The 19,179-nt window shown below is 53.2% G+C and carries 11 protein-coding genes; all 11 read right to left on the bottom strand.

Features of this window, described 5'->3' with window-relative positions:
• Positions 1-27 precede the first annotated feature (27 nt).
• Positions 28-924, bottom strand: a complete 897-nt coding sequence (gene xerD, locus EKM83_RS09470; RefSeq protein WP_125576813.1) for a site-specific tyrosine recombinase XerD — start codon at positions 922-924, stop codon at positions 28-30.
• Positions 925-980: 56 nt separating this feature from the next.
• Complete coding sequence (locus EKM83_RS09465; RefSeq protein WP_125576812.1) at positions 981-1,883, bottom strand: CvfB family protein; 903 nt, start codon at positions 1,881-1,883, stop codon at positions 981-983.
• 272 nt (positions 1,884-2,155) lie between these two features.
• On the bottom strand, positions 2,156-3,913 hold the full coding sequence (gene pyk / locus EKM83_RS09460; RefSeq protein WP_125576809.1) for a pyruvate kinase: 1,758 nt from the start codon (positions 3,911-3,913) through the stop codon (positions 2,156-2,158).
• Positions 3,914-4,282: 369 nt separating this feature from the next.
• The gene (locus tag EKM83_RS09455) at positions 4,283-4,999 is read right to left on the bottom strand and encodes a transaldolase (protein WP_125576807.1); all 717 of its coding nucleotides are present in this window, start codon (positions 4,997-4,999) and stop codon (positions 4,283-4,285) included.
• 93 nt (positions 5,000-5,092) lie between these two features.
• Positions 5,093-8,443 (bottom strand): DNA polymerase III subunit alpha, encoded by a 3,351-nt coding sequence (dnaE, locus tag EKM83_RS09450; RefSeq protein ID WP_125576805.1) that lies wholly within the window; start codon positions 8,441-8,443, stop codon positions 5,093-5,095.
• Positions 8,444-8,568: 125 nt separating this feature from the next.
• Positions 8,569-11,181, bottom strand: a complete 2,613-nt coding sequence (gene clpB, locus EKM83_RS09445) for an ATP-dependent chaperone ClpB (RefSeq protein ID WP_125576803.1) — start codon at positions 11,179-11,181, stop codon at positions 8,569-8,571.
• Positions 11,182-11,383: 202 nt separating this feature from the next.
• Positions 11,384-12,625 (bottom strand): peptidase T, encoded by a 1,242-nt coding sequence (gene pepT / locus EKM83_RS09440; protein ID WP_125576802.1) that lies wholly within the window; start codon positions 12,623-12,625, stop codon positions 11,384-11,386.
• Between the two features lie 56 nt (positions 12,626-12,681).
• Positions 12,682-13,488 (bottom strand): Nif3-like dinuclear metal center hexameric protein, encoded by an 807-nt coding sequence (locus EKM83_RS09435; RefSeq protein WP_125576799.1) that lies wholly within the window; start codon positions 13,486-13,488, stop codon positions 12,682-12,684.
• Positions 13,475-14,182 (bottom strand): tRNA (adenine(22)-N(1))-methyltransferase, encoded by a 708-nt coding sequence (locus tag EKM83_RS09430; RefSeq protein ID WP_125576797.1) that lies wholly within the window; start codon positions 14,180-14,182, stop codon positions 13,475-13,477. The genes EKM83_RS09435 and EKM83_RS09430 overlap by 14 nt, the downstream gene beginning before the upstream one ends.
• Positions 14,183-14,781: 599 nt before the next feature.
• Positions 14,782-18,054 (bottom strand): MMPL family transporter, encoded by a 3,273-nt coding sequence (locus tag EKM83_RS09425; RefSeq protein ID WP_225418652.1) that lies wholly within the window; start codon positions 18,052-18,054, stop codon positions 14,782-14,784.
• Positions 18,055-18,103: 49 nt separating this feature from the next.
• The gene (locus EKM83_RS09420; protein ID WP_125576793.1) at positions 18,104-18,625 is read right to left on the bottom strand and encodes an RrF2 family transcriptional regulator; all 522 of its coding nucleotides are present in this window, start codon (positions 18,623-18,625) and stop codon (positions 18,104-18,106) included.
• Positions 18,626-19,179 lie beyond the last annotated feature (554 nt).

The raw sequence follows: 19,179 nt of genomic DNA, 5'->3' as shown, positions 1-19,179 counted from the left end.
TCCGTTCAATTCTGCTATACTACCACATTACGCGCGCGGATGGTACTGGTCATAGACATTGCGCAACCGTTTCTTGGAAATGTGCGTATAGATCTGCGTGGTCGTGATATCCGCATGCCCCAACAATTCCTGCACTACCCGTAGGTCCGCCCCATTTTCTAAAATGTGGGTGGCAAACGAATGCCGCAACGTGTGGGGCGTCACGTCTTTTTGGATATCGGCGAGTGCCACGTAATGCTTGATTTTTTGCCAAATCGCCTGCCGCGACAGACCGCCACCGTGGGCATTTAAAAACAGGTACGGGCTGGTCCGTTGCTTCAACAGGACCGGTCGACTCTGCTGCAAATAGCGGTTGATCCAGTCCGCCGCCACGTCGCCGATGGGAATGATGCGTTCTTTGTCGCCCTTACCTAGGGTTTGGATCAAGCCCATCTCCAGGTGCAGGTCGGCTAATTTCAGATGAACCAGTTCGCTGACCCGCAAGCCCGTTGCGTACATCACTTCTAAAATCGCCCGGTCACGAATCCCGTACTTGTTACTGGTATCGGGCGTCGCTAACAAGCGGTCGACCTCTGCGACCGTCAAGACCGCCGGCAAATGTTGCGCGTGCTTGGGCGCTGCCACGTTGGCCATCGGGTTTTCGGTCAGCTGATGGGTCTGAATCAAATACCGGTAGAACTTTCGGAGCGCCGAAACGGCATGAATCACGGAATTACGCGACTTACCCGCCGCCGTTTGCTGGCTCAGATACGCCATGATCTGCAGTCGGTCGACCCGTTTAAAATCCGTGACGTGTTGCGGCGCCAAGTACAGCGCAAAGTTGTGCAGTTCCTGCCGGTAACTGGCGACTGAGTTGGCGGCCAGTCCCTGCTCCACGGTCAGGTAATGGGCAAAGTCCGCTGTTTGGTTGTCCAATTCAGTCATTGCCCTACCTCCTCATTGATACGGTGAACCGCGCTGGTTGATACAGGCGTTGTGCCTTATTCCGTTGGTTGATCCGTCGTCGCTTCTGTCGTGGCGTCACTGTTATTTAACCACAGTGCACCGTCGTGTTGGGTAATTTGCCGGTCCTTTAACAGATGACCGATGGCGCGCTTGAATTGCCCTTTGCTGATGCCAAAGTAAGCCTTGATAGCGGCCGGATCCGACTTATCACTGAAGTCCAGTTTGCCATCTGCGGAGTGTTGCAGGGCTGCCAGCAACATTGCTGCGTCATCATCAATGGCTTCGTAGGTCCGTGGCCGTAGTGACAGGTTTAACGTGCCATCTTCGTGGACACCGATGACCCGGGCTTTCAATTCTTCACCCAAACGCGGTTCCCGTTCCCGTTCAGACGGATGAATGAACCCTAATTCAAAGTGATCCGTGATGACCCGGGTGCCGACCAGCTTTAATTGATAAGCCGTGGCGACCACGTTGGCGTTTTGCATGTGCTTCTTCGCGGGTTGAGCAATGGCTTGATAAATTTCACCATCGGCCAAAACGCCCCACAACCGGTGCTTGGCGTCCTCACGTAAGGCAATCATCAACCGGTCACCTTGTTGGGGCCACAGTTCCATGATGTCTGGTAGATCGTCCAAAGACACTACGATATCCTTGTTTGGCAAACCGATATTGACAAAGACGCCTAAGGTCCGCTGACTCCGGACGACCGTCCCCATACCATAATGGTCGACTTGAACTGCCGGTGCGTCCCGCGTGATCTGCAGGTCATGCCCTTCATTTTCGTAAGCAAAGCCCTTGAAGTTAGCCCCCATCTTTAGCGGCTTCTTGATTTCCGCTTTGTCAAGTCGGAAGGTGGTTCCGTCGACCTGGACGAAGTAATCCTGTTCGTTTTCATCAGTAACTTTTCCCGTGATGATGCGGCCTAATAGTTCTTCCATAATCTCCTCAATTCTACTGGGGTGACCCAGTCTGTCCGTTCAAAAGTGTCTATCTCCTATTTTACACGGAAACGGTAAAACTAGCGACCCTTTCCTGAAAATATTGTGAAACTCCCCTCTGGCCTTAACGTTGATTGCTGGTGTCCGCCTGCCGTTGCGCGAAAACGAGCTGGAACGCGGTGGGCGACCAGCCTCGACCACGTGCCCCATTTTGTTGCACAAAAAACGGACCCCCGACAGAGGGTCCGTTTTCATAACAGGTTTATCTCTTATTAAAGCGCGTTGGAAGCACCGTGGTAAACGATCCCGCGACGTGAGTCAACAGTGATCAATTCGCCATCGGAGATCTTGTCGCTGGCACCAGCAGCACCAACGATAACAGGAATCCCCATGGAAATCCCAACAACAGCAGCGTGAGAAGTCAACCCACCGTTTTCAACGATAACGGCGCTAGACTTTTCGATAGCTGGCAAGTAGTCTTTGTCGGTGTTCTTAGCAATTAAGATACCACCTTCAACGACTTTAGCGTTGGCTTCGGCAGCGGTGTTGGCAATGATTGCCTTACCGATAACCGTGTCATCGCCGACACCTTGGCCTTGAACTAACTTGGAGCCGATCAATTGAATCTTCATCAAGTTGGTCGTCCCGCGTTCGCCGACTGGTACACCAGCGGTGATCAAGATCAAGTCGCCTTCCTTAGCTAAGCCCGTTTCAACGGCCTTGGCTGCAGCCAGGTCAAACATTTCATCAGTGTTTGAAGGCTTTTCGGTAACGATTGGGTAAACACCCCAGTTGACCATCAAACCACGACGGGTCCGGTCGTCAAAGGTAACAGCTAAGATATCAGCGTTTGGCCGGTACTTAGAAATCATCTTAGCGGTGTAGCCACTTTCAGTAGCAGCAACAATCGTCTTAACACCCAATTGGTTAGCAACCCGGGCAACGGAAGCACCGATAGATTCCGTAACGTCACCGTTATCGAAGTCTAAGTTGTCACGACCGAAGTCCTTCAAAGCATTTTCAGCCTTGATGTCAATCCGGTTCATAGTGGCAACGGCTTGTACTGGGTATTCACCGTTAGCACTTTCACCAGAAAGCATGGTAGCGTCAGTCCCGTCGAATACGGCGTTAGCAACGTCAGATGCTTCGGCACGCGTAGGACGTGGGTTTTCTTGCATGGAGTCCAACATTTGGGTAGCGGTGATAACTGGCTTACCTAAGAGGTTGCACTTCTTGATCAAAGCCTTTTGAACCAAAGGTACGTTTTCCGTTGGAATTTCAACACCCATGTCACCACGAGCAACCATTAAACCATCGGAAACCTTGATGATGTCATCAAAGTTGTTGATACCTTCTTGAGATTCGATCTTAGGGAAGATTTGAACGTGTTCCATGTGCTTTTCTTCGAGAAGTTCACGGATGTCCATAACATCTTGTGGCTTCCGAACGAATGAAGCAGCGATGAAGTTGATTTCGTGGTCCAAACCAAAACGAATGTCATCGGAATCCTTTTCAGTGATCCCAGGTAAGTTGATGGAAACACCAGGGGCGTTAACACCCTTACGTGAGCCCAGAACACCATCGTTTTGTGCCGTTACAACTAATTCCTTGGTTGCTTCGTCTTTCTTATCAACGACAGTATCTAATAAACCATCATCGAATAAGACGTGGCCGCCTTCGTGAACGTCATCGTATAAGCCAGGGTAAGTCACAGCGATCTTTTCCTTGGTTCCTTCGAGTGAATCGTCCATGGAAATCCGGAATTGGTCGCCAGTCTTGAAGTTCAGCTTACCGCCTTGTTCAACAGTGGTCCGGATTTCGGCACCCTTCGTATCCAACATGATACCAACCGTCTTACCAGTAATCTTTTCAGCCTTGTGAACGTTCTCCAAGCGGCCGAGGTGTTCCTCGTGGTCACCATGTGAGAAGTTGAACCGGAAGATGTTGGCGCCGGATTCGATCAACTTAACAATCGTATCAACGTCAGTACTTGCAGGACCAAGGGTACTTACGATCTTGGTTTTCTTCATTAGAAAAATCTCTCCTTTAGAATTGGCACGAAACAAATGGGTTTACTCAGTCAAAATAGACCACACAAAAGTTCCGGCACAAATTTGATTCCAAAATTATTCTATCACTTTTGAAAATTAATGTCGCCTTTGTTTACCGATTTTTCGTAGATTGTTTGGATTTTATCAAAGTAAGCGCTTTCCCACCCCGCCGGGCATCAGCGTAGATTAAAACCCGCTAATTTTATAATTAGCAGGTTTTAAGTTAGATAAGTTAACGTTTATATTCAAGCATTTACGACCATATCAGCTAAATCATAAGGATTTCTTAAGTTCACCGCTGAGCCGGTCACAAATTCGTGGTGAATTTCGTTGGTAACGATAACGGGCTTAAACCTCGACGGGAATCGTGAACCCTAAGCTGGCAATATCGGCATCAAACGTCTTGACCGTATCCACGGAAACTTGCAAGGCCGACGTCCCAAATTTGTTAAGCTTGGCCAAGATCTTTGGGGGCACGGTAATGATGTCACAGCCGGTTTGTTCGGCCTGGACCACGTTGAAGACCTCCCGAGTGCTGGCCCACAACAGTTCCACGTTCTCCTTGGTGTGGCAAAGGCCTGCCGCTTGGCGCATCAGTGGTAAGGGATCCACGCCCGTATCGGCAACTCGCCCGGCAAAAACGGACACGATACCACCCACGGCGGGGTTCAAGGCGTCCACGGCCAATTTGACCTGCGTCAGCGTGGTGATGGCCGTCACGTTGACTTGGACCCCGGCATCAGATAACTCACGAATGACAGCGGCGTTATCATCCCCGCTAGCCCGAATCACCGGCACCTTGACCGCCACGTGCTTACCCAAGCCTGCCAACACCTTAGCTTCAGCGAGCATCCGCTCTGGCGTATTGCCAAAGACCTCAAAACTGATGGATTGCTCAGGGAACGTCGCCACGGCCTCTTTGGCAAACGCCAAGTAATCCGTGATTCCGGCCGCCTTCATCAAACTGGGGTTGGTCGTAAAGCCACTGACCAGGCCTTGTTCAGCAACGACCTTCATCGCATTCAGTTCCGCACCATCCGCATAAATCTTCACGTTCAACGTCATTAAAAAAACCTCCAGATTCTGATTTGTTAAGCATTGGTATAATCATACTAAAGCCTACACAAATAGTCCAGAGGCATTTTTATCAAAATTGGTCTATCCATTTTGCAAGACGACATTGCCCGCGCCCATCAGCTGTTCTAACGCCGCTTGCAACTGTGCATCCCCCTGGAGCCATTGACTCTGCGGTAAGACGCGTTTGGTATCGTTGCTGGGTTGATACACGATGACGGGCACCGACCCGCGGTGTTGGGTCAAGAACTGTGCCAGTTGAGTCGCAATCGCCCGTTCATCGTGCTGAGCATCCACGCGAATGAACCAGCGCGCGCCCTTAGGCAAACTTGGTGCCGAGTCTTTGACCGGGATATTAGCCGCTAACGTGACCTGGTCGGCGACAATCTGTAAGCCGCGCTGCTGTTCGACCTTACCGCGAACCACGATGACCTGGTCTGTCTTTAACCAGGTGCTGGCTTGCCGGAATTGGTTGGGAAAGATGGTGACACTCACATCGGCGGTCTCGTCGCTCCCGGTGACAAAAGCCATCGGTTCGCCCCGTTTGGTCCGGATGGTCCGAATCTTGGTGACGTACAACAAGACGCTGACCCGGGCATCGACCACCAGCTCACTGACCGTCGTGGCGTGTAACTGCCGGGCTAAGTCGTGATATTGGGCGACCGGGTGGCCGGATAAGTACGCACCCAAGACGGCCTCTTCTTTCGTCAACTTGGTCATCAAGTCGAGGTCTGGTTGGGCCGTGATCTTCGGCGCGAGTGCCGCAAATAACTCGACGTTGTCACCGGAGAGTTCCACGCTACTGATGAATTCTGGTAAGGCGGCGATCAGTTCCGCACGGTTATGGCCGAAATGGTCAAACGCCCCGGCATAGACTAAGGCATTTAACAGATTGGCCTTGCGATACTTGGGGTCGATGCGTTGGAGAAATTGATGTAAGTCTTTGAAGGGCCCGTGTTCGTGCCGGTCGGCTAAGACTTCGCGTAAGAAGTCACGCCGCACGCCCTTGATACTGCTCAAGCCAAAGATGACCGCCTCCCCTTGCAAGTTGAAGTACGCCGTTGACTGATTGATATCGGGCGGCAATACCTGTACCCCGTGGCGTTTGGCCTCGGTCAAGTAGGCCTTGGTCTTCACTGGCACATTGATGACCGAATTCATCAACGCCGCATAAAAAGGTGCCGGGTAATGGGCCTTCAAATAAGCCAGTTGAAACGCTAACTTACTGTAGGCCACCGCATGCGACCGGTTGAACCCGTAATTGGCAAACCGATCCATGTAGGCAAAGACTTGCTCGGCAACCGCGACGGGATACCCCAGCTGTTGGGCCCCCGCCACAAACTTCTTTTGCATGGCGTCCATGGTCTGCTTTTTCTTCTTACTCATAGCTCGGCGTAATAAGTCGGCTTCCCCCAGCGTAAAGCCCCCCATGACCGAGGCCACTTGCATGACCTGTTCTTGGTAGACCAAGACACCATAGGTTGGTCCCAAGATGGGCCGCAATGCTTCGGCCGCGTAAGTGACTGGTTCCTGGCCAGCCTTGCGCCGAATGAAGGTATCGATGTTCTCCATGGGTCCCGGTCGATACAACGCGTTGACCGCAGCGACCAGCTCAAAACTATCGGGCTGCAGTTGGCGCAAGACCCGTTTGATCCCAGCTGATTCGAACTGAAAGACGCCGTTGGTCTCCCCCTGAGCAAATAACCGTAACGTTGCCGGGTCATTCAAGTCGACTTGATTGAGGTCCAAGGGGTGGCCGGTCTGCTTTTTCACCAGCGTCAAGGCGTTGGCTAAGATACTCAGATTCCGCAGGCCCAAGAAGTCCATCTTTAACAGTCCCACGGCTTCAACGGTGTCTTTGGGATACTGCGTCATCAAGAGGTCTTCACTGCCGGGTTGCAAGGGCACCAGGTCGGTCAGGGGACCTTGACTCAACACGATGCCGGCCGCATGGGTCGAATAGTGCCGCGGCAAGCCTTCGAGTTTTTGCGCCGTTTCAAATAACAAGCGATTCTTCTCACTATCCGCCACCAGGTTGCGTAACCGTTGTGACTGCTCATAGGCCTGCTTTAACGTGATGTGTAACTGCGGTGGGATGGCGGCGCTCCATTCACTGAGCACGTACGGCGGCATCCCCAGGACCCGACCGACGTCACGCAAGGCCGCCTTAGTCGCTAACGTGCCAAAGGTGATGATCTGGGCCACCCGGGTATGGCCGTACTTGTCGTGGACGTACTGTAAGACCTGTTCACGGCGGTTATCCGGGATATCCAAATCGATATCGGGCATCTGGGCGCGTTCCTCGTTCAAGAACCGTTCGAACAAGAGATTGTACGCCAACGGGTCGACCTCGGTGATAGCTAATACGTAAGCGACCAGCGATCCGGCTGCCGACCCCCGGCCTGGTCCCGTTTGGATGTGAGCCTGATGGGCGTAGTTCATGACGTCCCAAACGATCAAGAAGTAGTCGTCAAACCCCATCCGGTGAATGACGCCTAATTCGCGTTCTAAGCGTTGTTGATAGGGCTGCGGGTCAGCGATACCATTTTGGGTCAAGCGGCGTTGTAGGCCACGTTGGCAGAGCTCACGCAGGTAATCTTGTGAGGGCTGCTGGTTGGGTGTGGGAAATTGGGGCAGCTGTGGTTGCTGGAATTTCAGGGTCACGTGCACCTGTGCCGCCAATCGTTCGGTCGCTTGGACCGCACTCGTGAGCTCAGCCGCCGCAAACCGTTGGGCCTCTTCGGCGGCCGGTCGCAACCAGTGGGTCCCCAGCGTCTGTTGTTCTGCCGTGAGGTCGGTTAGGGTGGCGCCCGCCGCGATGGCCCGTAAGACCGTTACGGCAAAATGGTCATCGCGGTCCAAATATTCGACCGGCGCTAAGGCGACTAACGGGACCTGGGTCACTTGCGCGAACTGCTGCAAGGCGTCTCTGCTGGCGACCGGTAATTCCGGGCTGATTCCGAGCGACAATCCCGCCGGCTGTAGCGCTAGCAGTTGGTGGACCACCCGTTTGGCAGCGGTCACCTCCCCACTAGCCACCAACTGGTGGAGCTCACTATCTAACGGCGCAATCACCTGTAGATGACTGAAATTAGCCGCCTGTTGGGTCAGGTCCACCGGGGCTTGGGCCACCTGATAGGCCGTTGACAGCTGCATCAACTGCTGATAACCCAAAAAGTCCTGGGCAATCAGTACCCAGTCATGGGCCTGTGGCGCGTCACTGATGCCTTGTGCGGTCAACGTTAACCCCAGTAGCGGCTGAATATCGGCTTGCACGCAAGCGTTATAGAAGGCCACCGTGCCGTACATGACATTCTTATCCGTCAATGCCAGTGCGGTATAACCCCGGTCTTTGGCCGTTTGAACCAGTTGGTCGATGCGATTGGTGCTCTGTAATAGGCTATAGGTACTTAAGACTTGTAAGGGTACAAACATCCCGGAGTCTCCTCTCTCTTCAGATTCGTTACCGCTATTATACCAGAAAAAATGCCCATTTCACGACCAGCGAACAAATGTTCTGTCGGTGTAAAATAGACATTTCGTGGCTTAATTAATCAGGCTTACTTGCCAATGGTTTCAGTCTGCAAGGCGTGGGTAAACGTTAACGCATCGGCTTGGACATCGATGGTGATCAGACTGTTGACGGGAATCTGGCCGCCAATCAATTGCCGCGCCAGTGGCGTTTCCACGTGAGTCGTGATGAACCGTTGCAATGGCCGCGCCCCGTAAGCTGGCAAATACCCCTTTTGGGCGATCCAGGCTTGCGCTGCCGGCGTGATGGTCAGGTCCAGTTGTTGCTCGTGCAAGCGCGTTGCCAAATGAGCGATCAGTTTGACGACGATCTGTTGAACGTCGGCTAACGATAGCGGCGTGAACATGATGGTCTCGTCGATCCGGTTCAAAAATTCGGGCCGGAAATGACTCTGTAGTAACTGCGCCACTTGTTTTTGAGCATCCGAATTGATGTGCCCGTGTTCGTCGGTCCCTTGCAAGAGGATATCCGACCCCAGGTTCGACGTCATGATCAGAATCGTGTTCTTGAAGTCCACGGTCCGCCCCTGACTATCCGTCAAGCGCCCGTCATCTAAGACCTGTAAGAGCAGGTTGAAAACGTCTGGGTGCGCCTTTTCCACTTCGTCAAATAACACGATGGTGTACGGATTACGCCGCACAGCTTCGGTCAGTTGGCCACCTTTCTCGTAGCCGACGTACCCGGGGGCCGCCCCGACTAACCGCGACACGGATTCCTTTTCCATGTATTCGGACATGTCGATCCGTACCATGTGGTCTTCACTGTCGAAGAGGTTCTCGGCTAAGGCCTTGGCCAATTCGGTCTTCCCGACCCCGGTCGGCCCTAAGAACAGGAAGGAGCCCAGCGGCTTGGTCGGGTCTTGGAGCCCGGCACGGGACCGCAAGACAGCATCGGCCACGGCTGACACGGCTTGATCTTGGCCCACGACCCGGTCATGTAACCGGTCGGCCAACTTTAAGAGCTTCTCGCGTTCGCCTTGGACCAGCTTGGTGACTGGGATCCCGGTCATGCGGCTGACGACCGCGGCGATCTCATTTTCCGTGACGGACTCGGAGACCAACCAGTTTTGATTTTGGTCCTGTTGTTCCAACGTCGCCAATTCTTTTTCCAAACGCGGAATGGTCCCGTGCTGAAGTTCGGCGGCCTTGTTCAAGTCATAGGCAGATTCGGCGTTGGCCAGGTCCCGTTTGGCTTGGTCCAGCTCCGTCTTCTTATCACCGACGTGCTTGATGGCCGTCTTTTCTTGGTTCCAGCGCGCACTTAATTTATCGACCTTTTCCTTGGTATCGGCTAACTCCTTAGTCAATTCGGCTAACCGTTTCTGCGAGGCCTCGTCGGTTTCTTGTTTCAAAGCCGTCTGTTCGACCTGCATGCGCATCAATTGGCGCCGCGCTTGGTCCAGTTCCGTTGGGGCCGAGTTCATTTCGACGCGAATGGAGGCTGACGCTTCGTCGACCAGGTCAATGGCCTTGTCGGGTAAGAAGCGGTCCGTTAAATATCGATCGGACAATTTGGCCGCCGCAATCAGGGCGTTGTCGTGAATCTTCACGCCGTGGTGAATCTCAAAGCGTTCACGTATTCCCCGTAAGATTGTCACCGTGTCATCCACACTGGGCTCATTGACCAGCACCCGTTGGAACCGCCGCGCCAAGGCCTTGTCTTGTTCCAGGTATTGCCGGTATTCGTCTAACGTCGTGGCCCCAATCAAATGGAGCTCCCCGCGCGCCAACATTGGCTTCAACAGGTTACCGGCATCCATACTACCTTCGGCTTTGCCGGCCCCCACGATGTTATGGATCTCATCGATGAACATGATGATTTGACCCTCACTCTTGGTCACTTCTTTTAAGACGGCCTTCAACCGTTCCTCAAATTCTCCACGATACTTGGCCCCCGCGATCAGGGCCCCCATGTCTAGGGAGAAAATCGTCTTATCTTTCAAATTATCCGGGACATCCCCGCGCACGATGCGTTGGGCCAGGCCTTCGACGATCGCCGTCTTCCCAACTCCGGCTTCCCCAATCAAGACGGGGTTGTTCTTGGTCTTCCGCGACAGGATCCGAATCACCGATAAGATCTCATCATCTCGCCCAATGATCGGGTCGATCTTGCCACTGCGCATGGCCTTGACCAAATCAATGCCGTACTTGTCTAAGGCTTTATATTGGTCCTCTTGGTTCTTCGAGATGACGCGTTCACCACTGCGCATCTTGTCGACGGCATTTTTGACCATCTGTTCCGTGATGCCCTGTTGTTTCAAGTAGTCCGTCAGCGTCTCACCGTGCAGTTGCATCAGTGCGATGACCACCGTGTCGACGGCCATGAAGTCGTCGTGATAGCCGTCTTTGATGACGTCGGCCCGTTGCAACAAGTCCGTCAGGTTGCGGGAAAATTCTTGGCCGTATTGAATACCACTGCCGCTGACCGTACTAATAGCGTCGAGCTCACGGTCAAGCTCGCTGTCGAGGGCCGTGATATCTACCCCAGCCGCCGCCAGGATCTCGCGTCCCAGTTCACCCGGTTGGATCAAGAATTTAAACAGGTGCGCCACGGTCACCGCTTGGTGCTTACGGGTCATGGCGATGTGTTGGGCCTCCGTCAAGGCATCCGTTAAGGCTTGCGTCATTTTTTCTGGATTCATCAAAACTCCTCCTCGTTGATTTTATTGTTAGTTTTCGTTTGGACCGCCGCCAGTGTCGTCACCGTGCTGGCATTAGGCGTCACTTACCCGAGCCAGCGGTCGAAAAAAGAGGCAACCCTTAGGTTAACCTCCATTTTTCACTCATATTCTAACTGATTTTAGCGCAAAAGCAAAATAATTTGACCTATTTTGACCAATTAATTTATGCCTGTTGTTCCGCCAATTCGGCAATCTTGATAATGACGTCCGTGGCCTTTTCCATGGTCTGTTCGGAGACGTATTCGAAGCGCCCGTGCATGTTTTCGCCACCGGCAAAGAGGTTCGGTGTTGGCAAGCCCATGAAGGAAATCTTGGACCCATCAGTCCCCCCACGCACTGGGAAGATCAGTGGCTTGATGTCCAAGTCTTCTAAGGCTTGCTTAGCCAGGTCAACGACCGTCATGTCTTTTTCAATGACTTCGCGCATGTTGTAGTATTGGTCCTTGATGGTCACGTCGACACGCTGAGACCCGTATTGCTTGTTCAATTGGTCAGCGACCCCTTGGAACAACTTCTTGCGGTCTTCAAAGATCTGCCGGTCGTGATCACGGATGATGTAGCTCAAGTGCGCGGAATCCACCGTGCCGTTCATGCTGTAAAGGTGGAAGAAGCCTTCGCGTCCTTCCGTGTTTTCTGGCCGGTCATGTTCAGGCAAGGCCGCGTGGAAGTCCATGGCGACTTGCGAAGCGTTGACCATGACCCCCTTGGCTTCAGCCGGGTGCACGTTGGTCCCCGTGATCTCCACTTGGGCATCGGCGGCGTTGAACGTTTCGTATTCCAATTGGCCCAGTGGTCCACCATCGACGGTGTAGGCAATGTCGGCACCGAAGTCCTTGACGTCGAAGTGGTCGGCCCCGGTCCCGATTTCTTCATCCGGACCTAAGCCAATTTCAATTTCGCCGTGCTTGATTTCTGGGTGAGCCAATAGGTATTCGGCGGCGGCCATGATTTCAGCGACCCCGGACTTGTCGTCGGCCCCTAACAGGGTACTGCCATCCGTGGTGATCAGCGTGTCGCCCTGGTAATTCTTCAAATTAGGGAAGACGGCTGGGTCCAAGGTGTACTTACCCGCGTCGTCCAACTTGATGACGGATTGGCCATCGTAGTTTTCGACGAACTGGGGGTTGATGTTTTCACTATTGAAATCAGCCGTGTCAAAGTGGGAAATGAACCCGAGCTTCTTGACCGCCTTGTCCGTGTTGGCGGGTAAGGTCGCGTAAACGTAACTAGACTGCGCATTGATGTGAACGTTCGTTAAGCCAATGGCCTTCAAGTCTTCAACTAAGCCCTCAGCGAACTTCGTCAACCGTTCGTTGGAGGGAATGGTCGTTGAATTAGGGGTCGAACGGGTGTTGATCTTCACGTATTTCAGAAACCGGGGAATCAAATTTTCATACTTTGCCAAAATAAATCACTCCTCAATTAAGATAACTTACAAACTCAGTGTACGCGTTTTCGCGGCTAAAGAAAAGTAAACGGGTCAGTATTGAGCGTCGTGGCTTGGACCGTGATCGGCCAGTCATTTTCCTGGGCCCACTGCTGAAACAGCTGCGTCAAATGCGGCTGACAGATGCATTCAATGTGGTGACCCGGGTCGATGACGCTAAGTCCCGCCGCAATCATGTCATGGCCGGGATGATAGGAAATGTCACCGGTCACGTACACGTCGGCATGCTGGGCAATGGCGGCCTGGTAAAACGGACCCCCAGACCCACCTAACACGGCCACCCGGCTAACGGGCGCGTCCGGCGTATGACTGATCAGCCGCAACCCACCGACGTGAAAGATGGTCTTGCACCGTAACGCAAAGGCCTGGACCGTGGTCGGCTGCTTCAAGTCACCCACTCGGCCCATCATGATCGCCGGAGTAGCCGTGGCACCATTGCTGGGGACTAAGCCGGTGGTGTGTTGTAGCCCCAGCTCAGCGGCCAACCAATCGTTCATCCCGTCAGGCGCACTGTCGAGATTGGTATGGGCCCCGTACACCGTGATGTGGTGCTGTAACAGCGTCGCGTACATTTGGTTTTGCGGCACCGCTAGATCCAAGTTCTTCGCCGGGTGAAACATCATCGGGTGATGGGCAAAAATAAAATCAGCCCCTACCTCAATGGCTTCAGCAACCACCTCCGGCCGCACGTCTAGGGTCACCAACACCTTGTGGACTGGCGCATCAAGACTACCCAACTGTAAGCCGACCGGATCCCCGGGTTCGGCCCACCCCCGCGGGGCAAATTGTTCAAATCGTTCAACTAAATCACGCACCAACACGTTGCAAGACCTCCTTGATCTCTGCGATTTTTTCCGTTAATTCAGCTACCTTGGCCGCCGGTACCTCATGGGCGGACTGGACCTGGTGCAAGACGACTTGCGCGCGGTCGAGTTCCCGTTGCCATTTGGCCACAAAGATGGCGTTGTGTTCCGCTAATAAATACGGACCGAAGCGCAATTCTTCAGCGGTGTACTGTTGGGGCTGGGTATTGCGGTCGGCCACCAAGATCTCATAATCGTGGCCGTCTTCACTGACAATCTGTTCCGTCATTAGCTGAAAACCGTGGGTCATTAAAAATTGGCGGACGTTGGCTTCACCCACGTTGGGCTGGAGGATCAAGCGTTGGACCCCCGCTAAGCGGTCAAAGTCTTGGGTCAGGATCTGGGTGATCAACGTGCCGCCCATTCCGGCGATAGCCACCGTGTCGATCTGATCGGTGGGTTTAATGGCTTGAAGCCCATTGGCTAAGCGGGCGGTAATTTTATCGTCCAATCCCTCTTGATTGATTTCGTGTTGTGCATTTTTAAAGGGTCCGGGGACCACTTCACCGGCGACCCCCCCGACGATGATTCCTCGTTTGGCAAGGTTCACCGGTAAATAGGCGTGGTCGGTCCCAATGTCGGCTAACCGCGCCCCCTGTGGCACGTAACTGGCGACGGTGGCCAATCGTTGTGAGAGATGGTCTGCATCCATGCTAAATCTTCCTTTCTGCTATCAGCGTGGGACCCCAGGCGGCTAGTCGTTTTAAGCAAAACTAGCTACCTGGGGGCACACATTTTGGCCATTTAACCTTGGCACACTAGAGTCTGGGAAAAGCTTTTCCCCAAACCCATCTTCATTCTTTAGTATAAGCTACCAGCTGGCAATTGGATAGCTTGAATTCATGGCGGAGGTGGTTGATTTGGCAATACGGGGCCTAGCTGGCCGCCTTACCGTTCCGCGAATAGCGGTCGTTACCCACCGCCTACTACCGCTTACCAATTAGTCACAGACATCGTTAGCCTGTCACTTTTGACTGGGATACCCCGCATCAATCGGATGCTCATCATCCCCAGCTAGTCGTCGGTAACCGGCTTTAGGCTTTGCGGGCCAGTCAGCAGTTTTAACCATGCCGAAACCACCGATGTCAGATTAAGCCCGCACGGCATGACACTGCCACTAATCTGGCACTACCAAAAGGGATGTGCATCCCCACCACTCAGGTGAGCATCCACATCCCTCAATTGATCCATTAACCTTGACTTCATCACGCGTCCGCCGATATCACTCACGGTGACTGCGTGTGTTTTCAGTTATTTCTGTTGATTCCGCCGCGTGGGTTGGGCGTCATCTTCGTGATTGACGGGCGCCTCACGCATATTGGAATACGGGTACGGGTAGGTGATCTTCATGACGGCTGGCATCACGATTGGCAGTAAGATGACCAGCAAGACAATCCCGATGATCACAGCCAATGCGATTTGAATCAGCGTCATGACGCCAGAAGGAATCAAGGCGGCAAACGTTCCGCTCAAGATGACCCCCGCGGAGATGACGACCGTGCCAATCACCGTGGCTGCCCGCAACATCTTGTCGCTGGTAGCGCCCGGCTCGTGCAGGAATTCCCGGTACTTACGCATCAGGAAGATGGAGTAGTCGACCCCAAGCGAGATCAGCATGACAAACGTGAAGAACGGTGTGTTCCACGTCAACATGTCGGTTCCTAAGACCGGATCCACTAACCAGTGCACAATGGTCAAGGCCCCAGAGTAAGCGACCAGTAAGATCCCTTCGATGACGATCGGTTGAACCAGTGACCGGGTCACGACCATGAGGGCAATGAAGATGCCGGCTAACATGATGATGACGGTCCGGGTAAAGTCACTCGACGCCATTTCGTTGATATCGTTGGTCTGCGAGGTGTTACCACCAAAGGCGACCTTAGCCCCACTCAGGCTCGTCCCTTCCAGTGACCCGTTAACGACCTTTTCCAGTTTCGGCAAGCGCGCCATGGCGGCGGCGGAACTGGGGTCATCATTTAAGACGACCGTTAACTTCGTCAGCTTGCGGTTCGGGGACATGTAGGTGTCCATCGACTGCTTGAATGACCCGCTTTGAATCGACTTCTTCGGAATGTAGAACGTCTCAGCAGCCGCTGATTTTTGCAGGCCCTTGAGATAACTGTTGGCGGTGCCGACCCCGGTCGAGACTTGGGTCAAACCAGTGGTGGCTGAGCCCAAACCTTTTCGCAAGGCGGTCAGTTGTTTACTCATCGCGGCTAATTTTTCCGCCATGGTCTGGTTACCCGCGGCGACTTGACTCGCGCCAGAGACCAGCGTCGGCATCTTACCATTGATGGTAAACATGGCACTAGACAACTGGCTCGTCGCACTAGCTAACTGCGCACTTTGGGAGCTAGCCGATTGCAGGGCCGTCGTAGCACCAGGCAAGACGATATTGGCTTTTTGAGCCAACGTGGCGACGGCACTTTGTAAGGTCGCCGTTGAGCCTTGTAACGACTGGAGTTGACTGGCAACCCCCTGGTCGGCGGAGCCAATGGCACTGGCATCACTACCGATTTGGGTCAAGGCGCCACTCAGGCTCGACTTCAATTGCGACTGGGCAGCCGTTTGCTTCTGTAAGACGCCCGCTAAGACTTGCTTTTGGGCAGCCGACAATGGTACCCCTTGGGCACTGAAGGCTGCGGCGACCGAACTGGCACTCACGCTAGGCAAATTGCCCATGGCACTCTTGATACTTTGCAGCTGCGTCGCGATGTCTTGGGTCTTGGTCCCGATGGTCGACAGTGAACTCGTTACCCCACTCGTGCTAGTCGAACTGGCTGATACTTGGTTGTTCAACTGTTGAATGGCCGCGTTCAACTGGGGCAGGGCCGTTTCCAACTGGGCGAGTTGCGCCGCCTGTTGGCCACCGGATGCCGATGAGACTTGGCTATTCAGTGAGTTCACCCCGGTCGACACTTGAGAAATGGCCGACTGGAGTTGTGACGTCCCGTCGCTGACTTGCTTGGCCCCGGAGGCTAATTTGTTCGCGTCCTTGACCGCACCAGCAACGTCTTGTTTACCCAATTGACTGTTGGCGGATTTCAAGCCCTTGTTGACCTTGTTGACCCCTTTTTGAGCCTTGACCAAGCCAGTCGTCACGGAACTCATTTGGTTACGGACGTAAAGCTTCTTGATGGCCTTGCCCCCAGGTTGGGTGACGGAAGCCACGGTCTTGACCCCGGTCGAGGCTTGGAGTTGCTTGGTCAACCGGTCGATCAATAGCAAAGATTTTTCATTATCTAACTTGTGATTGCTTTGCAGGTAGATGGTGGTTGGTTCCGCCGTCCCCTTGGAGAAATGGTTCTGGACGATTTTGAACCCTTGCTTGGCAGGCACGTTATCCCCAATTTCGACCAAGTTATCGTAGTCCAGCGTCCCGTGCGAGGTCAACGCCAGCGGGATGAAGACAATACCGGTAATGATCAACGTGATGATGGGCCGAATCATGGCGTGCTTAGCCATGCCATGCCACAAACGACTGTCCCCTTCACCTTGGAACTTCTTGATGGGCCAGAACATGTGACGACCGCAGATGGCCATGAAAAATGGGTTCAGCGTCAGGAGTACGGCCAGTAAGACCACGACCCCCACGGCAATGCCGACCGCTGATTTGTACAGCGAGAAGTTGGCAAAGCCCAAGACACTCATCCCGATTAAAACGGACAGCCCGGAGTACAGCACCGTGCGACCACCGATCTTAATGGCTTCCTTGGCCGCCGTGTACTTGTCCTTGCCATTGGCCAGTCGCTCCCGGAACTCGTTATACAGTAAGATGTTGTAGTCGGTCCCAATCCCAAACAGCACGATGACGATGAAGACTTGCGTGAAGTTGGAAAACGGGAAATTGAAACGGTCCACTAAGTTAGCCACCACTGAAATAGAAGTGATGACGGACACACCCACCGTTAACAGGGAGAACAGCGGCGTGACGGGGGACCGGAAGACTAACCAGAGCACCAGGAAAATAAAGATGGCCGCAATGATCTCGGTCTTTTGGACACCGGCTTGCGTGGCATCGGAGAAGTCTTGGTTCAAGACGTCGGCCCCGGTCACGTAAGTCTTCACGCCACTAGTCTTAGCCAACTTGGTGATCTGCGAGCGAATCGACGTGATCGAATGGCTCGAACTCTTATGCACGTTCAGCTGTAACAGCTGGGTGCTCTTGTCCTTAGAAATCAGTTGTGACGCTGCCGTTGAACTATCACTGGCAGCGGTCAGCGACCGAATTTGGTACTGATCTTCATGATTCTTGATCCGTTGAATCGTTCGATCGATCTGGGTGTTTTGCGCATTGGTCAGCGCAGAATCACCATTGTTAAAGACGACCACGACTGCCGTGGTACCGCGTTGGGAACGGCCCCACTGCTTTTGCATGTTCGTCGCACGCGTACTTTGGTAGTTGCTGGGCACCGTGATTTGCCCCTTGTCAGCCACCAATTTGCTCATGTTGGGAATCGTCACGACGGCTAGAATAACGATCACTAGCCAGCCGATAACGTTCCAGATGTAATGCTTATTCATCCAGCGCACGGGAAAACCTCCTAAATAATTTCTCTCTTGTGTCTAACTTCTATTCTGTGGTCGGGTGCTGGGTCAACCATTTGGTCCAATCCAGCAGTAACGGCTGATCCGCCGTGGTCGGTAAAATGTCCCCGATGTTTAACGTGGCCAGCTGTTGGCGGTAACGCTGCTCAGCATCGGCGAAGACGGCCAAGACATTGGCCACCGGCTGTTGATCCTTGAGGTCAGCCAGACCATACATCTGCATGAAGGCCTGCTTCTGATCGAAGTCAAAGACCTTCTTGACCAGCCCGGTGTTCTTGACAAATGACGTCGCCCCCTCGATGGCATCGAACACATCTAACAAGGTGATCTGCTGCGGATCCCGAGTCAACACGACCCCGCCATCGCGACCGGACACCGTCTTCACAATGTCGGCTCCGGCTAACTTCTGCATAATCTTTTTCAAATAGCTGGTTGAAATCCCTAAACGCTCAGCAACCAAATGGCTATGTAGCGGGATTTCACGGTCCTGGATGCCCAGTAATGCGACAATACACAGGGCCTGTTCCAGACTGGGTTTAGCTTTCACAATGGACCTCCTTTACCACAAATTCTGACTGCCTTCAGAAATTCTTAAACGAGATACATTATATCCCCTTTAGTCATTTTTTCAAGGCTTTTGACTCATTAAATGACGTCTGGGCTGATTAATTTTTCATGTAAACGATTTCACATTAGCTACAGTCGCTAAACGTTGGTAACACTGACTTTCGGTTTGATTCGCGGCTAGTCATTTTGGCATTAGCTTAACCTAATCAATCGAGATTTTGGGCCGTCCCTTGGCTCGACCGGTCCGCCCACCGCGTTTCAACCCATAGTTGGCGGACGGTAGGCGGCCAGCTCAAACTACGAAGCTGCAAACGACTTATTCTTACGCCATGAGTCGCGTGGTGACAATGCTTCTAGCTGATTTTCATCTTTCAACCTTCAGTTGAAGTAAACATCCACCAGCACAGCTGGTGGCTTTATAACCGCCCTAGAAGGGCTCATCACACGCAAAAAGCCCCTTAAAGGGGCCCAACAAAAGACTACCAACCGCTGACTCTCGTTGCCTTGGTAGTTTTTTACTTCTTAAACGGATCT

Origin of the sequence: Levilactobacillus angrenensis (genome assembly GCF_003946085.1) — a bacterium.
Lineage (GTDB): Bacteria > Bacillota > Bacilli > Lactobacillales > Lactobacillaceae > Levilactobacillus > Levilactobacillus angrenensis.
Note: the sequence above shows the minus strand (reverse complement) of the source record. Positions and strands in the feature narration are given on the sequence as shown.